We start from the raw sequence: 17,978 nt of genomic DNA on the forward strand, positions 1-17,978 counted from the left end.
CCCCCCCGGGGGCCCCCCCCCCCCCCCGCCCGCCCCCCCCCCCCCCCCCCCCCCCGACCCGGAGGAATTCAGGAAACGACGGCCAGGACGTCGCGGGCGGAAAGGATGAGGTACTCCTCACCGGCGTACTTGACCTCGGTGCCGCCGTACTTGCTGTAGATGACCTTGTCGCCGACGGTGACGTCGAGCGGGACGCGGTTGCCGTTGTCGTCGATGCGGCCGGGGCCGATCGCGAGGACCTCGCCCTCCTGCGGCTTCTCCTTGGCGGTGTCCGGGATGACCAGGCCCGAGGCCGTGGTCTGCTCGGCGTCGAGGGGCTTGACGACGATCCGGTCCTCGAGCGGCTTGATGTTGACCGACACGATGTCGACCTCCACTTTCTGGGACTTCACATGAGCAGCGATTTGATGGGTGGTGCACGTCTGGTGCCTGCGGCCCGGGTACGCCGTCGCGGGGGTCGTACCGTCGTCGCAAGCGCTGGCACACTCACAGGGAGAGTGCCAGATCAGAAACTAGCACTCTGACCAACTGAGTGCCAGAGAACCCCCTGCCTGGGAGGATCCGGGGATGGACCTGGACGCCTTCCGCTGGCTGCTGACCGACGACGGGCAGCGGCTCCTGGCGGCGGCCGTCGCCGAGGTCGCCGAGGACGGCGACCCGCTGGCGGTCCAGACCCGGCTGCGGCGCGGCGCCGGGGCCGAGCACGTCGCCGCGGCGATGACCCAGGCCACGCTGCGGATCCGGGCCCGCGACAAGCTCGGCGAGCTGGCCGACCGGATGTACTTCACGCCCGACGGGCTCGAGCAGGCCACCCGCCTCCGCGTGGCCGAGCACCGCGCCGCGCGGCTCGTCGCGGCCTCGACCACCACGCTCATCGACCTCGGCTGCGGGATCGGCGGCGACCTGCTCGCCGGGTCGCGGGCCGGCCTGGTCTGCGCCGGGGTCGACCTGGACCCGGTGCGGGTCGAGGTGGCGCGCGCCAACCTGGACGCGCTCGGCCTGCCCGGCGCGGTGCAGGTCGCGGACGCGACGACGGTCGACACCCGCCCCTTCGACGTGGCCTTCGCGGACCCGGCGCGGCGTACGGCGCGCGGACGCACCTTCGACGTCGACGACTGGACCCCGCCGTGGTCGTTCGTCGAGGGCCTGCTCGGCCGCGACTCCTGCGTCAAGGTCGCGCCCGGCATCCCCCACGACCTCGTGCCCGCGGGTGTGGAGGCCGAGTGGGTCAGCGACCGCGGCGAGGTGAAGGAGGCGGCGCTGTGGTCGGGCCGGCTCGCGACGACCGCACGCCGCGCGACCGTGATCGGCGAGACCGGCCTGGCGACCATCACCGACGAGGACGACCCGGGGGCACCGGTGCGCGAGCTCGGCGCCTTCCTCTACGAGCCGGACGGTGCGGTGATCCGGGCCGGGCTGGTCACCGCCGTCGCCGCCGGGGTGCAGGGCGGGCTGGTCGACGAGCACATCGCCTACGTCACCTCCGACGCGTCCTTCCGCACCCCCTTCGCCCGTGGCTACCGGGTGATCGAGGAGCTCCCCTACCGCGAGAAGCAGCTGCGCGCGGCGCTCCGCGAGCGCGGTGTCGGCCGGCTCACGATCAAGAAGCGGGGAGTCGACGTCGTGCCCGAGCAGCTGCGCAAGCGGCTCGACCTGCACGGCGAGCAGGAGGCGACGATCGTGCTCACCCGGGTCGCCGGCGACGGCACCGCGCTGCTGGTCGCGCCGTTCTGAGCACCGGGCACACGAAGATCGCCCGGGAACCGGTGCGGGTTCCCGGGCGATCGTGAGGGTTGCTGCGGGTCAGACCGCCTGCGCGACTCCCGGCAGGTCGGCGGCGGCCTCGTGGGTGATCCGGCGCGAGTGCCAGAGGCCGAGGCCGAAGAGGACCAGCAGGGCGGCCGCTCCGGCGAAGGAGACGATCGCGGCGATGCCGGCGATGGTGCCGATCGTGGCGAACGCGTAGCCGTAGAGGAGCAGGCCGCGCAGGGTGTTGCCCATGAAGAGCGTCTGCCGCAGGCCGGCCAGGGCCTGACCCTCGTCGGAGGCCTTCTGCTCATCGGTCATCGAGACGTACTCGCCGCTGACCTCGTTGTAGGTCCGGCCGTCGCTGGCCTCGTTCATGTGCACGAGGATGTAGTGGTCGGCGTACGCCTTGGCCTCGGGGCCGGTGTCCAGCGCGCTGCCGGCGTAGGGCTTCAGGGCGTCCTGGTCGGCCTGGGGCAGGGCGGAGAGGGCGTCGCCCTCGGGCATCGTGATGCCCTGCATGGTGAGCTGGTCGTGGACCTGGTCGCCGATGAACGTGTTGGCCCAGGTGAGCAGACCGCCCGCCACCAGCAGCACGGCCGCTAGTGCCAGTCCGGTCCAGGAGATGAGCTTGTCGAATGCCGAGCGCATGGTGCGCCTCCCTCTTCTGGCGGGGATTCCCTTTCGTCCTCGCTTCACCTAGAACGTTAGAAATTCCTGAGAGGCCTGATCAGGGCACGACGGTCCCGCTCGGAGGACCAAGGTCCTCCGAGCGGGCAGGTGGAGGTCCCTACCCGAGGGCCGCCTTCTCGGCACCGATGGTGGTGTCGTCGCCGTGACCGGTGTGCACGACGGTGTCGTCGGGCAGCGCGAAGAGCCGGGCCCGGATCGACTCCTTGATGAGGTCGGCGTCGGAGTAGGACCGGCCGGTCGCGCCCGGGCCGCCGTTGAAGAGCGTGTCGCCGGTGAAGACGCAGCCGAGGTCGGGCGCGTAGAGGCAGACCGCGCCGGGCGCGTGCCCGGGCGTGTGGAGCACCTGGAGCGTCGTACCGGCGACGTCGATGCTGAGGCCGTCGGCGAGGTCGAGGTCCCACAGGTAGTTCTCGTGGGTCAGCTCCCAGAGCACCTTGTCGTCGGGGTGCAGCATGATCGGCGCGACGACCTCCTCGCGGAGCGCGGGCGCGACGCGGACGTGGTCGTCGTGGGCGTGGGTGCAGACGATCGCCTTGACCTTGCGGTCGCCGACGACGCCGAGGATGTCGGCGACGTCGTGCGGCGCGTCGATGACGATGCACTCGCTGTCGTCGCCGACCACCCAGATGTTGTTGTCGACGTCGAAGGTCTGGCCGTCGAGGCTGAAGGTGCCGCTGCTGATGCCGTGGTCGACACGAGCCGTCACAGGACCACCACCGAGCGCAGGACGTCGCCGTGGTGCATCCGCTCGAACGCCGCCTCGATGTCCCCGATGCCGATCTCCTCGGTGACGAAGGCGTCGAGGTCGAGCCGGCCCTGGCGGTAGAGGTCGACGAGCATCGGGAAGTCGCGGGTCGGCAGGCAGTCGCCGTACCAGCTGGACTTGAGCGCGCCACCGCGGCCGAAGACGTCGATGAGCGGGAGGTCCGGGACCTTCATGTCCGGCGTGGGGACGCCGACGAGCACCACGGTGCCGGCCAGGTCGCGTGCGTAGAAGGCCTGCTTCCACGTCTCGGGGCGGCCCACGGCCTCGACCACGACGTCGGCGCCGTCGGCACCGTCGAAGAACTCGCCGCAGATCCGCTTGATCTCCTCGACCGCGTCGACCTGCGAGGAGTCGACGGTGTGCGTGGCACCCATCCGCTTCGCGGTCTCGAGCTTCTGGGGGTCGATGTCGACGGCGATGATCGGGCTGGCGCCGACCAGCGCGGAGCCGGCGATCGCGGCGACGCCCACGCCTCCGCACCCGATGACCGCGACGGACTTCCCGCGGGTCACCGCACCGGTGTTGATCGCCGCGCCGATGCCGGCCATCACGCCGCAGCCGAGCAGGCCGACGGCAGCGGGACGCGCGTCGGGGTCGACCTTGGTGCACTGGCCGGCGGCGACCAGGGTCTTCTCGGCGAACGCACCGATGCCGAGCGCCGGCGAGAGCTCCGTGCCGTCCTCGAGCGTCATCTTCTGCGTCGCGTTGTGGGTGTTGAAGCAGTAGTGGAGGTCGCCGCGCTTGCAGGCGCGGCACTCCCCGCAGACCGCGCGCCAGTTGAGCACCACGAAGTCACCCGGCGCGACACCGGTCACGCCCTCGCCGACGGCCTCGACCACACCCGCGGCCTCGTGGCCGAGCAGGAAGGGGAAGTCGTCGTTGATGCCGCCCTCCCGGTAGTGGAGGTCGGTGTGGCAGACCCCGCAGGCCTGCACCTTCACCAGCGCCTCGCCCGGACCGGGGTCCGGGACGTTGATCGTCACGAGCTCGACGGGCTGACCCTTGCCACGGGCGACCACGCCCTTCACCTGATGCATGCGGCCAGCCAACCGCATCGGGCAAGAATTGCAACCATCAACCCGGCGTTCGCGTCTGGGTGGTGTGTTGACGGAACAGACAGGAGTGGCGCCGGTGGATCGGGACACCGACTTCACCGCGTACCTCGAGGCTCGCCAGGCGCGCCTGCTGCGCACGGCGTACCTGCTCACCGGCGACCAGCACCAGGCCGAGGACCTGCTGCAGACGTCGCTGGCCAAGCTGTACCTCGCGTGGGACCGGGTCCGCGACCGAGGATCCGTGGACGCCTACGTCCGCCGGATCATGGTCAACGAGAACAACTCGCTGTGGCGCCGTGGGTGGCGTCGACGGGAGACGGCCACGGACACGGTGCCCGAGACGGCACCCGTCCACGACCGGTACGACGAGGGGACGGGCTCAGCGGTGTGGGCGGTCGTGCAGACGCTCCCCCGCAAGGCCCGTGCCGTGGTGGTGCTGCGCTACTACGAGCAGCTGTCCGAGGCCGAGACCGCCGACGTGCTCGGCATCTCGGTCGGCACCGTGAAGTCCCAGTGCAGCCGGGCCCTGGCCACGCTGCGCGACCGCATCGGGGAGGAGGAGCGATGACCCAGGAGACCTTCGAGCGCGAGCTCGCCCGGCGTGCCGACGAGGTGCACGGCGCGCCCCTCACCTTCGACGTCGTGTCCGGGCGGGCCCGGCAGATCCGGCGCCGCCGGCGTACGGCCGTCGTGGCGGGCGTCGCCGCCGCCGTCGCCGCCGTCGTGCTGGTCCCGACGGCCCTGTCCGGTGGCGGGCACGACCGGGCCCCCGAGCCCGCACCGGCGCCGACCGTACCCGGAGCCGCCGTGCTGCACGACGGCGTCGTCACGCTGCCGGGTGGCGGGACGGTGCCGGTCGCGGTCGACAACGCCGACGTGACCCAGATGTCGGTCCTGGTGGACGGCCGGATCGTGCTGGCCCTGCAGGAGCCGTACGGCATCCAGGTCTACCGTCCGGACGGGGCCCTCGAAGCGCGCTATCCGGTGCGCTACAACGTCTTCGCGACCTCGGCCCGCGACGACGTGGTCGCGTGGGTCGCGAAGGACCTGTCCGTGCAGGTCCTCTCGAGCGGGACCACCGAGCCGTCGACCTGGCCGCGGATCCCCCGCCTCCCGGGGACCGACGGCAACATCAGCGCGGTCCTCGACGCCGACCACCTCCTCATCGACGACGGCACCACGACCTCGGTCGAGATGACGGCCGACGGCGAGACCGACCTCGCGACCAGCGAGCCCTTCCGAGTCACCGACGTCAGCCCCGATGGCTCGTTGTGGGCGGTCACGACGGTCCCGGACGTCGACAGCCAGTTCGGCTGCGGCGGGCTCTACGACCCGGAGTCCGCGGCCCTCGTGGCACGCAGCTGCGACGTCTCGGGCCTGCGCTTCTCCCCCGACGGTGAACACCTGCTGAGCGTGCGCGGCGACAACAACATGGCGGGCGAGGTGAAGGTCGTCGACCGCGACCTGAGGACCACGGACGTCGTCGACACCGACGTGATCAGCAGGGTGGCGTGGGACGACTCCGCGCACGTGCTCGTCGCGGCCGTCGACCTCCGGTCGAGCCAGTGGTCGCTCACGCGGCTCGAGCTCGGCGGCGGCGACCCCGAGATCGTCGTCCCGCCGAGTCCCGGTGGGAATCCCGAGATCATGTCGGAGTTCACGTTCTCGGAGTAGCTGACGAGCGCCGGGGTCATCCTTCCGTCACCGTGACGCAACACGATGTAGCCGAAAGTCGGAGGCATCCGGACATCCAGCGTCGGTAGTGTCATCTGTCGTGTTCGCTGCCCTCGGTCGCCTTGCCTCCCGTCGTCCCTGGTACGTGATCGGCGTCTGGATCGTCGCCGCGATCCTGCTGGTCGCCTTCGCCCCGAAGGTCGACTCGACGACCGACCAGGCCGACTTCCTGCCCGACTCCTACGAGTCGATCAAGGCCACCAACCTGGTCACCGAGGCGTTCCCGCAGCAGCAGGACGCGGGCGCCACGATCGTCTTCGACCGCACCGACGGCGACCCGCTGAGCGACGACGACGTCGCCGAGGCCACGAAGATCGTCAAGGAGCTCGACCTGCCGCCGGTCTTCACCGGCGCCGAGGACATCCAGGTCTCGCAGACCAAGCAGGTCGCGATCGTCAACCTGACGCTCGACCCGGACGCGACCGGGCAGGACCCGGACGAGTACAACCAGACCAAGGACCTGCGCGACGAGCTCGCCGACGCCACCGACGGCACAGACCTGCGCGCCCAGACGACCGGCAGCCTGCCCCAGACCTACGACCAGGCCCAGTCCGGCAGCAGCGCGGAGGCGATCGTCGGCATCGCCACCGTGGTGCTGATCCTGGTGCTGCTCGGCATCATCTTCCGCAGCGTGCTGATCGCCCTGATGCCGATCCTCGCGGTCGGCTTCATCCTCTCCCCGGTCTCGTCCGCGCTGATCAACATCGCGGCCAAGCTCTTCGACCTGCAGAAGGACGACTCGACGACGGTCATCCTCATCGTCGTCCTCTTCGGCATCGGCACCGACTACATCCTCTTCTTCCTCTTCCGCTACCGGGAGCGGATGCGCGAGGGCGAGGAGCACCGCGCCGCCGTCGCCCACGCGCTCGAGCGCGCGGGCGAGGCGATCGCCTCGGCGGGCGCGGCGGTCTTCGTCGCCTTCATGACGCTCGCGCTCTCCTCGCTCGGCATCTTCCAGTCGATCGGCCCCTCGCTGGCCATCGCCGTCGCCGTCACCCTCGTCGCCGCGCTCACGCTCTTCCCGGCGCTCGTCACGGTGCTCGGCAAGGCGCTCTTCTGGCCCTCGAAGAAGTGGAAGGAGCCGTCGCAGGGTGACCGGTTCGCCCGGATCGGCGGCTCGCTCGGCCGGCACCCGGTGCGGTACGCCGTCGCCTCCGGCGGCACCCTGGCCGTGCTCGCCGTCTTCGCGCTCGGCTTCAACCCGACCTTCGACCTCGGCTCGTCCTCCTCGTCGAGCACCGTCGAGTCGGCCGAGGCCACCAAGACCTTGGAGGACGGGGGCTTCGCGGCGGGCGCGACCCAGCCGGCGCCCGTCGTGCTGCACTCCGAGGGTCAGCTCACCCAGGACGCCGTCGACGAGTTCGCGAAGGGCCTCGCGGGCATCGACGGCATCGCGCAGGTGGGCCAGGCCGTGCTCTCCCCCACCGACCCCTCGACGGCGATCGTCATGGTCGTCCTCGACGACGACCCGTCCTCCGACGCGGCCCTGAAGGCCGTCCGCGACGACATCCGGCCGGCCGTCCACGACCTGGCCCCCGAGGGCACCTCGGCGTACGTCGGCGGCCTGACCTCGGTCTTCGTCGACTTCCAGGCCGCGATGAACCGCGACTACTCCGTCGTCTTCCCGGTCGCCGCCATCATCATCATGGTGATCCTGGCGCTGCTGCTCCGGTCGCTGGTCGCGCCGTGGTACCTCATGCTGTCCGTCGGCCTCGGCTTCGGCGCGACCCTCGGCGCAGCGGTGATCATCTTCCAGCACCTCGCCGGCGACCAGGGCCTGATCTTCCTGCTGCCGATCTACATCTACCTCTTCGTGGTCGCGCTGGGCACCGACTACAACATCCTGATGATCGCGAGGCTGCGCGAGGAGGCACGGGAGGGCAAGTCGCCCCGCGAGGCAGCAGCGCAGGCGGTCCGGCACGCCGGTCCGACGGTCGCCGCGGCCGGCCTGATCCTGGCCGGCACGTTCGCCTCGCTGATGCTGGCCGGCAACTCGCTGCTGACCCAGATGGGCTTCGCGATCTCCTTCGGCATCGCGGTCGCGGCGTTCGTGATGGCGATGTTCTTCACACCGTCGCTGACCGCCCTGATCGGGCACGCCGCCTGGTGGCCCGGCCACGGCGACGAGAAGAAGTCCGAGGAGCTCTCCGAGCAGCACTGACCTGGGTCCGGGGTCAGCGGCGTAGTCCCGGACGTTTTCGTGGCTGCGCGCGACTCCGGACCGCGAAAACGTCCGGGAGTACGCAGTCGCCGGTCAGACCAGGACCTCGGTCACCGGTAGCGACGAGTCGGCCGGGAGGTCGAGGGCGGACGGGGTGCGGCCGCGGGCGACCATCTCGGCACCCAGCGCCGCGACCATCGCGCCGTTGTCGGTGCACAGGCCGGGGCGCGGGACCCGCACCCGGATGCCCTTCGCCGCGGCCCGCTCCTCGGCCATCGCCCGGAGGCGGGAGTTGGCGGCGACGCCGCCGCCGATGAGGATGTCGTCGATCCCCTCGGTGGCGGCGGCGTCGATCGCCTTGCGGGTCAGGACGTCGCAGACCGCCTCCTGGAACGACGCGGCGACGTCGTTGACCGGCACCGGCTCACCGGACCGCTCGCGCGCCTCGACCCAGCGCGCGACGGCCGTCTTGAGGCCGGAGAAGGAGAAGTCGAAGCGGTGCCGCTCGAGGTCGCGACGCGAGGTCAGGCCGCGGGGGAAGTCGACGTAGACGCTGTCGCCCTCGCGGGCGGCGCGGTCGATGTGCGGGCCGCCCGGGAAGGGCAGGCCGAGGAGCCGGGCGACCTTGTCGAAGGCCTCGCCGGCCGCGTCGTCGATCGTCGCGCCGAGCGGGTCGACGCCGACGGTCACGTCGGTGACCCGGAGCAGCGAGGAGTGGCCGCCGGAGACCAGCATCGCCAGGCAGGGCTCGGGGAGCGGTCCGTGCTCGAGCTGGTCGACCGCGACGTGGGCGGCCAGGTGGTTGACGCCGTAGATCGGCTTGCCGAGCCCGACGGCCAGCGCCTTCGCGGCGGCCACGCCGACCATCAGTGCCCCGGCCAGGCCGGGGCCGCTGGTCACCGCGATCGCGTCGACGTCGCGCAGCTGGATGCCGGCGGTCTCGCAGGCGCGCTCGATGGTTGGAACCATCGCCTCGAGGTGGGCACGGCTGGCGACCTCGGGGACGACGCCGCCGAAGCGGGCGTGCTCGTCGACGCTGCTCGCGACCGCGTCGGCGAGCAGGGTGTGGCCGCGGACGATCCCGACGCCGGTCTCGTCGCAGGAGGTCTCGATCCCGAGGATCAGCGGCTCGTCGGTCACGCGCTCATCGTGCCTGACCGGGCGTACGCCGCGGGAGCCACCCCCAGCAGCCGTCGGAAGTGACGGGTCAGGTGGGCCTGGTCGTGGAAGCCGACGGCGACCGCGACCTCGGCGGCCCGCTCCCCCGCGAGCAGCATCCGACGGGCCCGGTCGAGGCGCCGGCCGGTGAGGTAGCGGTGTGGGGCGATCCCGAACTCGGCGCCGAAGGCCCGCACCAGGTGCGTCGGGCTCGTGCCCAGCGCAGCGGCGGCGGCGTCGAGCGTGACGCCGTCGACGACCCGCTCGTCGAGCAGGTCCCGCAGACGGTGGGCCAGCGGCCGGTCCCGGCGTACGGCGGAGGCCGCGCCGGCCAGGCGCTGCCGGAGTCCGTCGGCGACCGTCGTCAGCCGCACCTCGGCCTCGAAGGCGTCGCCCGGGTGCCGCAGCGCGTCGTGCAGGGCGCTGACGTCACGGCGCAGCGCCGGCTCGACCCAGCCGGGATGGTCGACGGCCGCGCCGATCCGGTCGACCCCGATCCGGTCGGCGTCGAGGTAGACGACCCGCTTGCGGAAGCCGTCGGCCTCGACCGAGCGGCCGTCGTGCGGGACGTGCGGCGGCAGCAGCGTGACCCGGTCGCCGAGCGCGCCGTGCTCGTGGCGCTCGAGGTCGTAGCGGACGGTGCCGGTGTCCACGAGCAGCAGCGTCCAGGTGTCGTGGGTGTGCGAGGGATAGGCGTGCTCGGGGAAGTGGGCGTGCAGCACCTCGGCCACCCCGGCGACCGGCGGCCGCCAGGCGCGGATCGTGGGCGCCGGCATGTCAGGAACGTACAAGACCACCGGTCGTACCCGGGCCGATCGTGGACGCATGGCCACCGACATCCGATTCGACACCAAGGTCGCCGTGCTGGTGCGCGACGACCTCGCGACCTGGCAGCGGCTCAACGTGACGGCGTTCCTGGTCAGCGGGGTCACGCATGCCTGGCCCCAGCTGGTCGGCGAGCCGTACGCCGACGCGGACGGCACGGCGTACCTCGCGATGCTCGGCCAGCCGGTGCTCGTCTTCGAGGGCGACGCGACGACCCTCACCCAGGCGCACGAGCGCGCCCTGCGCCGCGACCTGACCGTCGGGGTCTTCACGGCCGACCTCTTCCGGACCGGCAACGACGACGACAACCGCGCCGCGGTGGCCGCCGTACGCCGCGACGACCTCGACCTGGTCGGCCTCGCGGTGCACGGCCCGCGCAACGCCGTCGACAAGATCGTCAAGGGCGCCCGCCTGCATCCCTGAAGGATCTTCCGTCAGGTCGCAGGTCGGGCGTAGGTTGACCCGGTCAACCACCCCTCCTCATCCCTCCAGGAGCCCCCCGTATGCGATTCTCGGGACGCTTGGGTGTCGGCATGCTCGCCGCCGCCACGGCCGCCGGCCTCTTCCTCACCCCCACCGCAGCGACGGCGCGCACGGTCGACGACTCGACCCTCACGCCGCACACCCACTTCACGGTGCTGCCGCTCAACCCCGACCGCAGCGTGCCGGCGCCGCCGGCGAACGGCGAGAACATCCCCAACATCGACTCGGTGAAGTCGACGATCCGGGCCTACTACAACGCCACCGGCGGCGTGGCCAGCCAGACCAGCTCGCCCTACATCACCCAGCTCCAGGGGATCGAGCAGGCCATCCTCACCCAGGCACCCGACCCGGCCCCGGCCGGCACCGCGGTGGTCTTCGACGTCGACGCGACGCTGCTGGCCGACTACGACTTCGAGGAGGCGGTGCACTTCAACTACGACGCCACCGTCAGCGCGGAGTGGGTCGCCGACCACCGCTACCCGGCGGTCCCCGGCATGGCCGACCTGGTCTCGACGCTCGCCGCCCGCGGCTACGACGTGTACGGCGTCACCGGCCGACCCGGCGACCAGCAGGCCGACACCATCGCCAACCTCACCGAGCAGGGCTTCGTGGACGGCGACGGCAACGCGCTCTTCGACGCCGACAACCTCTACACGACGGGCTCCTACACGCCGGCCGCGAAGCCGGACTACGTCGACTGTGCCGCGGACGGCACCGACGCCTCCTGCTCGACGGTCGAGAAGAAGGCGTTCACCCGGCAGCACATCCAGGACAGCAGCGGCGACACGATCGTGCTCAACGTCGGCGACCAGTACTCCGACCTGCAGGGCGGCTACTCCCTCAACAGCGTCAAGCTGCCCAACCCGACCTACTACCTGCCGAGCCCGGACATCGCCGGTGCCCCGTCGAGCGACTCCTCGCTGGCGCTGCCCACCGAGTTCGAGATGGCCGCCGACGGGTCGAGCGGGCAGACCACGCCGGGTGACGAGATCCCGAACATGGACAACGTGAAGGCCGAGATCCGCGCCTACTACGGCGCCACCAACGGCATCGCCAGCAAGACGGACTCGCCGTACATCAGCCAGATGGCGAGCATCGCCGACGCGTGGCGGACGAAGCTCACCAAGGCCTGCACCAAGGGCGTGAAGAAGAAGACGCACCCGGCGGTCGTCTTCGACGCGGACGACACCACCCTGATGACCTACGACATGGAGGACGGGGCGATGAAGTTCAACTTCGACCCGACCCTCCAGAATACCTGGGTCCAGGAGGGCCGCTTCCCGGCCACGCCGTCGATGCCGAGCGTGGTGAAGGCCGCCAAGAAGGCCGGCTGCAAGATCGTCGGGCTCACCGGCCGCAACAACGCCCAGCGGGTCGCGACCCTCGACAACCTGGCGCGCTACTACCACGACAGCGACGGCAACCCGTACTTCAAGTCGGCGTTCTACTTCACCAAGTGGAACACCAGCAGCGACAACCCGCCGGCGTACGTCGACTGCGGCCTGGACGGCAACTCCGCGTCCTGCTCGACGATCGACTACAAGGCCTCGACCCGGAAGTACATCGAGGACTCGCTGGGCCTGCACATCGTGGCCAACTTCGGCGACCAGTTCAGCGACCTCATCGGCGGCTACTCCGACAAGGTCAAGAAGCTGCCGAACCCGACGTACTACCTGCCGTGATCGGATGCGCCGCAGCCTCGACCGAGGCTGCGGCGCATCACCACGGCCGTCGTGCCGTCGCGGTAGTAGCGGCGGCGGCGGTCGACCTCGACGAAGCCGCGGGCGGCGTAGAACCCCAGCGCCCCGGCGTTGTCCTCCCGCACCTCCAGCAGCACCCGGTCGGCGCCACCCTCCTGGGCCGCGCCGACCACTGCGTCCAGGAGCTGTGAGGCGAGACCGGTACGCCGGTGCGCGGCGTCGACCGCGATCCGCTGGAGCTCGGCGACGTCGTCGACGATGCTCGCGGTCGCGTGTCCCACGACCACCCCCTCGACCTGGGCCACGAGGTAGCGGACCGTCGGCAGGTTGCCGGTCACGCCCTCCTCGACGAGCGCCTCGGACCAGGCGTCGTCACCGAGGTTGGCGCGCTCGAGCTCGGCGATGGCCAGGACGTCGTCGGCGCCGGCGGGCCGGACGGTCACCACGCGCTCACGAGACGGGCTTCGGGGTGTGCCCGGCGACCGCGTCGGGGCGACGGAGGTAGAGCGGCTCGGGGTCGAGCAGCTCGACGCGCTCGCCGGCGATCGCCCGCGCCAGCCAGCCGGCGCTGGGCGCCGACGGGCCGGCCGGCCGGGGGAACGCCTCGGGGTAGAGCAGCGCCCCCTCCCCCACCACGGGCGCGTCCGTCGCGAGCGCGGCGGGCTTGTCCACGACGGGGCCGTCCAGCCGCGCCCCGGTCTCGTCGTACCGCGCGAGGTAGACCTCCTTGCGGCGGGCGTCCGTGGCGACGGCGAAGTCGCCGTGGGGCACGGTGCCGGTGTCGACCGCCTCGATCGCGAGCACGTCGAGCGAGCACGCGCCGTACACGGGGATCTCGAGCACGAAGCCGAGCGTCCGCGCGGTGACCAGCCCGACCCGGAGCCCGGTGAAGGGGCCGGGACCGACGCCGACCGCGATCGCGGTGAGGTCCTGGCGGACCAGGCCGGCATCGGCCAGCGCGCGCTCGATCAGCGGCGCCAGCTGCTCGGCGTGCTTCATCGGCCGGTCCGCGACATGCTCCACGACGGGCGGCGCGTCCGGGTCGCCGTCGTGCAGGGCGACGGTCACCAGCGGGGTCGCGGTGTCGAAGGCGAGCAGCACGGCCCCGACGATAGCCGCGCCCACCGCGTTGCCGAACTATGGGCGTCTTGTGGATCGGCTGTCACCCGCTCGTGGATCGGGCTCCCCTACTGTCGGGGACGAGGACTTGGCCGGCCGTTGACCGCGGTACATGGGGATCCGCGGGCGCCTGGGGGGAGCGTTCGTCGGTCTGTCCCGGAGGGCCCGTCCCGCGCGCTCGATGCTCCGAGAAGGCGGGCCGGGCCCTTCTACGTCCCTGTCGCGGCCCCGAGCTCGACCGCGACGTCGAGCTGACCGGCGTGCCGGGCGTACTCCGCGAGCACGTGGAAGCAGATCCACTCGAGCGTCGGCGGGTCGTCGGCGAATCGGCCTCCCGGCGAGGCGGTCGCGTCGAGCGGGAAGTCGCGCAGCACGCCGTGGGTCCTTCGCCCGATCTCCTCCAGCCGCGCAGCGAGGTCCTCGGCGCTGAGGTCGTCGGCGACCACCCAGCGCCCCTGGAGGTCGGCGTCCCAGGGCTCGTCGACGGTCCAGTCGCCCCACGGCTCCGCGACGGGCTCCCCGAGGAACCCCCAGACGAACCACCGCTGCTCCATGTGCAGCACGTGGCTGAGCAGCTCGATCGGGGTCCACCCGCTCGGCAGGCGGGTACGGCGCCGCTCGTCCTCGGGCAGCGCGAGCACGGTGGCGGCCAGGTCGCGGCGTACCCAGTCCAGGTAGGCCGACCAGCGCGGCGCGCCGGCGGGGCCGTGCTTGTCGGGCTCGGCGTCGTCCCGCGCCACGCGCTGGTCGTCGGTCACCGGACCATCATCGCGGGTCAGGGCGCGACCGCGGCCTCGACCGTCTCGTGGACCTCGAAGACCTTGTCGAGACCGACCAGGCCCAGCAGGCGCAGCGCCGGGCCCGCCGAGCAGACCAGGGCGATCGTCTGCTCCCGCGAGGTGGCCCAGCGTCGCGCGGCCACGAGCGTCCCGACCCCGGTGGAGTCCATGAAGGTGACGGCGTGGAGGTCGACCACGGTCCGGGGCTGGGCACAGAGGACGGGATCGAAGAGGACCTGACGCAGGCGGGGCGAGGTGAAGACGTCCACCTCGCCGCTGACCGTCACGAGCGTGTGCCCGTCCCCGGTCTCGATGCCGATGTCGAAGCTGGTCTCGGCGGCCATGCGGGGACCTTAGCCTCGCCGGAGGGCGCCCCACGCGCCGGGACACCCTTTTCCACCCCTACGGGTGAGGTCTGGACCAGCGCAGAAGAAAAATCGCCCAAGCCCTCAAGTCCCGCCGTGGGGCGCCGATCACCTAGGCATCAGTCGCCAGGGCCTCGGGCCCGACGCTCAGGGGGCGTGGCGACCTGTGCAAGAGCCCGCTGCCGCGCGCTCGGATCCACCGTCCCGAGATGGATCCGAGAAGGCGGCAGCGGGCTCTTCACCCATCTCCGGCCACCGTGACCTCACTCGACCCGGTTGCCGTCCTCGTCCCAGTGGGACGCCACCTTCTTGCTCGGCTGGACCCGCGGGGGCTCGCCCGGCATCTTGGGGTAGTCGGGCGGGAAGTTCAGCTCGCCGCCGGGCAGCTCCTCCCACAACCGCAGCAGCGGCTCCAAGGAGTACGCCGTGTCGTCGATGCTCGCCCACGGGTCGCCGTCGGCGACGCGGTCGGGGACGGTGAAGAGGTTGTAGTCGCGCGGGTCGGAGATGCCGGCCAGCTCGGCCCAGGTCACCGGGGTCGACACGGGCGCGCCCGGCTTCGGCCGCAGGGAGTAGGCCGAGGCGATGGTGCGGTCGCGGTTGTTCTGGTTGAAGTCCACGAAGATCCGCTCACCACGCTCTTCCTTCCACCACTCGACGGTGACGCCGTCGTCGCGGCGGGCGAGCTCGCGGCCGAAGCCGATCGCGGCGTGCCGCACGTCGGTGAACTCCCAGCGCGGCTCGATCCGGACGTAGATGTGCACGCCGCGGTTGCCCGAGGTCTTCGGGTAGCCGACCAGGCCGAGCTCCTCGAGCAGCTCCTGGGCGACCCCGGCGACCCGCACCGCGTCCGAGAACGTCGTACCGGGCTGGGGGTCGAGGTCGATGCGCAGCTCGTCGGGATGGTCCACGTCGCCGCGGCGTACCGGCCAGGGGTGGAAGACGATCGTGCCCATGTGGGCGCACCAGACCGGGACCGCGATCTCGGTCGGGCAGATCTCCTCGGCGGTGCGACCGGAGGGGAAGGTGATCTCGACGGTCTCGAGGTAGTCGGGGGCCCCCTTCGGCACCCGCTTCTGGTAGAACGCGTCGGCGTCCTTGTCCTGCGGGCCGGTCGCGAGCTTCATCCCCTCGCGGACGCCGGAGGTCCACCGCTCGAGCGCGGTCGGCCGGTCGCGCAGCGCACGCATCAGGCCGTCCTCGACGCTCGCGAAGTACTCCGCGACCATCAGCTTGGTGACCTCGGGGGTCCGGTCGGTCGCCTCGTAGATCACCCGGTCGGGGCTGGACACGCGGACGGCGCGACCGCCCGCCTCGACCTCGGCTGCGGGTGGCTTCGCCATGCTCCGACCCTAGGGCACGGGTCCGACGGAGGCTGCGATGATCAGCAGGTGCCGGACCTCCGCCGGGCGACCGCCGTCGACGCGCCGTCGATGCACCGGATCGCCCAGGACGCCTACGCGCCGTACGTCGAGCGCATGGGCGGCCTGCGCCCGCGGCCGATGGACGAGGACTACGCCGCGAGCGTCGCCGCGGACGAGGCCTGGGTCGCCGACGAGGACGGCTCCGTCGTCGGCTTCGTCGTGCTGGTCGACGACGGCGACCGGATGCTGCTCAGCAACGTCGCCGTGCTCCCCTCCCACCACGGCCTCGGCGTCGGACGGGCGCTGCTGACGCTGGCAGAGGAGCGGGCGCGCGCCCGCGGCTTCGCCCGGATCCACCTCTACACGCACGTGACGATGGTCGAGAACCAGCGGCTCTACGAGCGGATCGGGTACGCCGAGACGCACCGCACGGACGAGGCCGGCTTCGCCCGCGTGTTCTACGAGAAGACGCTCACCGCCGGCTAGAGCACCGAGTTGGGCTCGAACCGCGGCCGCTGGTCGGGGTCGTCACGGCCCGGGCGGACGAACTCGAAGCCGGCGGTCCGCACCATCTCGGTCTCGTCCCGCTCCCCCAGGTCGGTCGCGCAGGCGAGGTGCATCGGCGGCAGGTGGAAGGCGTTGCGGGCGACCTCGTCCGCGGTGCCCAGGAAGGCGATCGGCCGACCCAGCGACTCGCCGCACACGCCGCAGATCCGGCTGAGCGCGCACTGCGTGACCCATCGCTTGGACGTGAGCTCCGGCATCAGGAGGCGCTGCGCGTCCATCCGCCCAGCTCCCTCCGCCGCTCGGGACGCTCCGCGTCGGTACGCCGCTTCCGATCCCGTGCCGGTGTCGACGGCTCCGGCTGATCACTGGAGGTCATCCGGTTCGGCAGCGACAGCTTCATGATCGTGCGCAGCGCCTGGCCGTACTGCCGGTGCAGCGGGCCGACCGTGTAGGGCAGGTCGTACTTCTCGCAGAGCGCCTTCACCCGGACCGAGATCTCGGCGTACCGGTTGCTCGGCAGGTCCGGGAAGAGGTGGTGCTCGATCTGGAAGCCGAGGTTGCCGCTCATGACGTGCAGCAGCGGCCCGCCCTCGAAGTTGGCGGCGCCGAGGACCTGGCGCAGGTACCACTCCGCCCGGGTCTCGTCCTCGATCTCCTCCTCGGTGAAGTGCATCGCGCCGTCCGGGAAGTGGCCGCAGAAGATGATCACGTAGGACCACAGGTTGCGGATGATGTTGGCGGTGACGTTGGCCCTCAGCGTGCTCTTCCAGTGGCGGCCGGACAGCGCCGGGTAGACGACGTAGTCCTTGATCACCTGGTTGCGGCCCTTGCGCCAGATCTGCGTGAGCTGGCGCTTCATCTCCTGCGGGTCCTTCTCGCCCTTGCGGATCCGCTCGATGTCGAGGTCGTGCAGCGCGACGCCCCACTCGAAGAGCAGCGCCAGCAGGCTGTTGTAGACCGGCTGCCCGATGTTGGCGGGGTGCCACTTCTGCTCGCGCGCCATCCGGAGGATGCCGTAGCCGATGTCGTTGTCGTAGCCGAGCACGTTGGTGAACTGGTGGTGCACGTAGTTGTGGCTGTGCTTCCACTGCTCGGCCGGCTGCGCGGTGTCCCACTCCCAGTTGGACGAGTGGATCTCGGGGTCGTTCATCCAGTCCCACTGGCCGTGCATGACGTTGTGGCCGATCTCCATGTTCTCGAGGATCTTGGCCAGGCCGAGCAGCGCCGTACCGGCGGCGTACGCCGGCCGCCGTCCCCTGCCGGTGTGCGGCGCGGCCAGCATCGCGGCCCGGCCGGCCGCGGCCATCGCGCGCTGCACGGCGATGACGCGGTTGATGTACGCCGCGTCCTTCGCGCCGCGCGACTCCTCGACCTCGGCCCGGATCGCGTCGAGCTCGCGGCCGATCTGCTCCACCTCCTCGTCGGTGAGATGGGTGTACTCGCGGACGTCCGAGATCGCCATGGTCCAGGTCTCCTTTCGTCTCACTGGGTTTCGAGGCCCCTCGCTCGTTCCTCGCTCGGGG

Annotated in this window: 20 protein-coding genes; 7 read left to right on the forward strand and 13 right to left on the reverse strand. The window is 71.5% G+C overall.

Features of this window, described 5'->3' with window-relative positions; all coding sequences use genetic code 11:
- Nucleotides 1–68: 68 nt before the first annotated feature.
- Nucleotides 69–362, reverse strand: coding sequence for a co-chaperone GroES (gene groES / locus K8U61_RS05235; RefSeq protein ID WP_011757078.1), 294 nt, complete (start codon nucleotides 360–362; stop codon nucleotides 69–71).
- 205 nt (nucleotides 363–567) lie between these two features.
- Between groES and K8U61_RS05240 the strand changes: the two genes are divergently transcribed.
- Nucleotides 568–1,734, forward strand: coding sequence for a class I SAM-dependent methyltransferase (locus K8U61_RS05240; protein ID WP_224121934.1), 1,167 nt, complete (start codon nucleotides 568–570; stop codon nucleotides 1,732–1,734).
- Nucleotides 1,735–1,803: 69 nt separating this feature from the next.
- On the opposite strand, the gene K8U61_RS05245 is transcribed toward K8U61_RS05240, so the two are convergent.
- The 3 genes from K8U61_RS05245 to K8U61_RS05255 form a co-directional block, all read right to left on the reverse strand.
- A complete protein-coding gene (locus K8U61_RS05245) occupies nucleotides 1,804–2,397 on the reverse strand; it encodes a hypothetical protein (protein ID WP_224121935.1) in 594 nt (197 codons plus the stop codon).
- 139 nt (nucleotides 2,398–2,536) lie between these two features.
- Complete coding sequence (locus K8U61_RS05250) at nucleotides 2,537–3,145, reverse strand: MBL fold metallo-hydrolase (protein WP_224121936.1); 609 nt, start codon at nucleotides 3,143–3,145, stop codon at nucleotides 2,537–2,539.
- A complete protein-coding gene (locus tag K8U61_RS05255; RefSeq protein ID WP_224121937.1) occupies nucleotides 3,142–4,242 on the reverse strand; it encodes an S-(hydroxymethyl)mycothiol dehydrogenase in 1,101 nt (366 codons plus the stop codon). The genes K8U61_RS05250 and K8U61_RS05255 overlap by 4 nt, the downstream gene beginning before the upstream one ends.
- Before the next feature lie 94 nt (nucleotides 4,243–4,336).
- On the opposite strand from K8U61_RS05255, the gene K8U61_RS05260 reads away from it, so the two are divergent.
- The 3 genes from K8U61_RS05260 to K8U61_RS05270 all read left to right on the forward strand — a co-directional run bounded on the left by K8U61_RS05260 (nucleotide 4,337) and on the right by K8U61_RS05270 (nucleotide 8,155).
- Nucleotides 4,337–4,828 (forward strand): SigE family RNA polymerase sigma factor, encoded by a 492-nt coding sequence (locus tag K8U61_RS05260; RefSeq protein WP_224121938.1) that lies wholly within the window; start codon nucleotides 4,337–4,339, stop codon nucleotides 4,826–4,828.
- Nucleotides 4,825–5,934 (forward strand): hypothetical protein, encoded by a 1,110-nt coding sequence (locus tag K8U61_RS05265; protein ID WP_224121939.1) that lies wholly within the window; start codon nucleotides 4,825–4,827, stop codon nucleotides 5,932–5,934. Before K8U61_RS05260 ends, K8U61_RS05265 begins: the two co-directional genes overlap by 4 nt.
- Nucleotides 5,935–6,034: 100 nt before the next feature.
- A complete protein-coding gene (locus tag K8U61_RS05270; RefSeq protein ID WP_224121940.1) occupies nucleotides 6,035–8,155 on the forward strand; it encodes an MMPL family transporter in 2,121 nt (706 codons plus the stop codon).
- Nucleotides 8,156–8,248: 93 nt separating this feature from the next.
- Here the strand turns inward: K8U61_RS05270 and tsaD are convergent, their stop codons facing one another.
- Nucleotides 8,249–9,295, reverse strand: a complete 1,047-nt coding sequence (gene tsaD, locus K8U61_RS05275; RefSeq protein WP_224121941.1) for a tRNA (adenosine(37)-N6)-threonylcarbamoyltransferase complex transferase subunit TsaD — start codon at nucleotides 9,293–9,295, stop codon at nucleotides 8,249–8,251.
- Nucleotides 9,292–10,089 (reverse strand): helix-turn-helix transcriptional regulator, encoded by a 798-nt coding sequence (locus tag K8U61_RS05280; protein WP_224121942.1) that lies wholly within the window; start codon nucleotides 10,087–10,089, stop codon nucleotides 9,292–9,294. Before K8U61_RS05280 ends, tsaD begins: the two co-directional genes overlap by 4 nt.
- A 49-nt stretch (nucleotides 10,090–10,138) precedes the next feature.
- Here K8U61_RS05280 and K8U61_RS05285 point away from each other — a divergent pair, with 49 nt between their 5' ends.
- Entirely contained in the window at nucleotides 10,139–10,561 is a 423-nt protein-coding gene (locus K8U61_RS05285; protein ID WP_224121943.1) for a DUF2000 family protein, read from the forward strand.
- A gap of 110 nt (nucleotides 10,562–10,671) precedes the next feature.
- Nucleotides 10,672–12,303, forward strand: coding sequence for an HAD family acid phosphatase (locus K8U61_RS05290; RefSeq protein WP_224121944.1), 1,632 nt, complete (start codon nucleotides 10,672–10,674; stop codon nucleotides 12,301–12,303).
- On the opposite strand, the gene rimI is transcribed toward K8U61_RS05290, so the two are convergent.
- The 5 genes from rimI to K8U61_RS05315 form a co-directional block, all read right to left on the reverse strand.
- Nucleotides 12,291–12,764, reverse strand: a complete 474-nt coding sequence (rimI, locus tag K8U61_RS05295) for a ribosomal protein S18-alanine N-acetyltransferase (protein WP_224121945.1) — start codon at nucleotides 12,762–12,764, stop codon at nucleotides 12,291–12,293. The genes K8U61_RS05290 and rimI overlap by 13 nt on opposite strands.
- A 7-nt stretch (nucleotides 12,765–12,771) precedes the next feature.
- Entirely contained in the window at nucleotides 12,772–13,422 is a 651-nt protein-coding gene (tsaB, locus tag K8U61_RS05300; protein ID WP_224121946.1) for a tRNA (adenosine(37)-N6)-threonylcarbamoyltransferase complex dimerization subunit type 1 TsaB, read from the reverse strand.
- A gap of 227 nt (nucleotides 13,423–13,649) precedes the next feature.
- Entirely contained in the window at nucleotides 13,650–14,198 is a 549-nt protein-coding gene (locus tag K8U61_RS05305; protein WP_224121947.1) for a mycothiol transferase, read from the reverse strand.
- A 17-nt stretch (nucleotides 14,199–14,215) separates the two neighbouring features.
- Nucleotides 14,216–14,563, reverse strand: a complete 348-nt coding sequence (locus tag K8U61_RS05310) for an STAS domain-containing protein (RefSeq protein ID WP_224121948.1) — start codon at nucleotides 14,561–14,563, stop codon at nucleotides 14,216–14,218.
- A 284-nt stretch (nucleotides 14,564–14,847) separates the two neighbouring features.
- Entirely contained in the window at nucleotides 14,848–15,927 is a 1,080-nt protein-coding gene (locus K8U61_RS05315) for a DNA polymerase domain-containing protein (protein WP_224121949.1), read from the reverse strand.
- A gap of 48 nt (nucleotides 15,928–15,975) precedes the next feature.
- Here K8U61_RS05315 and K8U61_RS05320 point away from each other — a divergent pair, with 48 nt between their 5' ends.
- Nucleotides 15,976–16,434: a GNAT family N-acetyltransferase gene (locus K8U61_RS05320; protein WP_224121950.1), complete on the forward strand. Its 459-nt coding sequence runs from the start codon at nucleotides 15,976–15,978 to the stop codon at nucleotides 16,432–16,434.
- On the opposite strand, the gene K8U61_RS05325 is transcribed toward K8U61_RS05320, so the two are convergent.
- Nucleotides 16,431–16,733: a hypothetical protein gene (locus tag K8U61_RS05325; RefSeq protein WP_224121951.1), complete on the reverse strand. Its 303-nt coding sequence runs from the start codon at nucleotides 16,731–16,733 to the stop codon at nucleotides 16,431–16,433. The genes K8U61_RS05320 and K8U61_RS05325 overlap by 4 nt on opposite strands.
- The gene (locus K8U61_RS05330) at nucleotides 16,712–17,917 is read right to left on the reverse strand and encodes a fatty acid desaturase family protein (RefSeq protein WP_224121952.1); all 1,206 of its coding nucleotides are present in this window, start codon (nucleotides 17,915–17,917) and stop codon (nucleotides 16,712–16,714) included. The genes K8U61_RS05325 and K8U61_RS05330 overlap by 22 nt, the downstream gene beginning before the upstream one ends.
- Nucleotides 17,918–17,978: the final 61 nt, after the last annotated feature.

Origin of the sequence: Nocardioides mangrovi (assembly GCF_020073815.1) — a bacterium.
Classification (GTDB): Bacteria; Actinomycetota; Actinomycetes; order Propionibacteriales; family Nocardioidaceae; genus Nocardioides; species Nocardioides mangrovi.